This window comes from Streptomyces sp. NRRL F-2664, assembly GCF_000719345.1.
Classification (GTDB): domain Bacteria; phylum Actinomycetota; class Actinomycetes; order Streptomycetales; family Streptomycetaceae; genus Streptomyces.
Genome location: NZ_JOFX01000345.1, coordinates 1 through 473, shown reverse-complemented (window position 1 = coordinate 473; position 473 = coordinate 1). Strand labels below are relative to the sequence as shown.

Sequence of the window (473 nt, the reverse complement as noted above, 5' to 3'; positions counted from 1 at the left end):
CCGCCTTCAGGCGGATCTTGCGTCTGCGTCGGACACGTCGTCGCTCGTCCCGTTCCAGACTGTCTGCGGTGTCCTGCCCGGCTTGCTCCTTCGGGCCGCCCCCTTCTGCCGGGCCTTATCCGCCTCCCCGGCGGCCTTCTCCAGGTCGGCGAGCGTGTCGGGGTCGAGGTGCATCCCGGCGGCGTCGTGGTGGGCGCGGACGGTGGTGGAACCCACGCTGACCAGCGACAAGCCCACCTCGCCCCGCTTGGCGGCCTCCGCGATCGCGCCCTCCGGTAGGGTCTCGAAGACCCCGGCGTCCCTCCACTGCCGGAAGCGGTTGCGGACCGTCGACCAGGCGCCGAACTCCTGAGGCATCTCCCTCCACTGGCCACCCGTCCGAAATCGCCAGATCACGCCCTCGAACTGCCGTCACCGCCGCTCGGGGCACGGGCCGCACTCGCCGCCGGCAGGTACGGCCAAATGAACTCCCC

At 71.5% G+C, this 473-nt stretch carries 1 pseudogene; it reads right to left on the bottom strand.

The annotated features are described in order from the left end of the window. Window positions 1–473, bottom strand: a pseudogene (locus IF89_RS39635) (transposase); the annotation flags it as partial.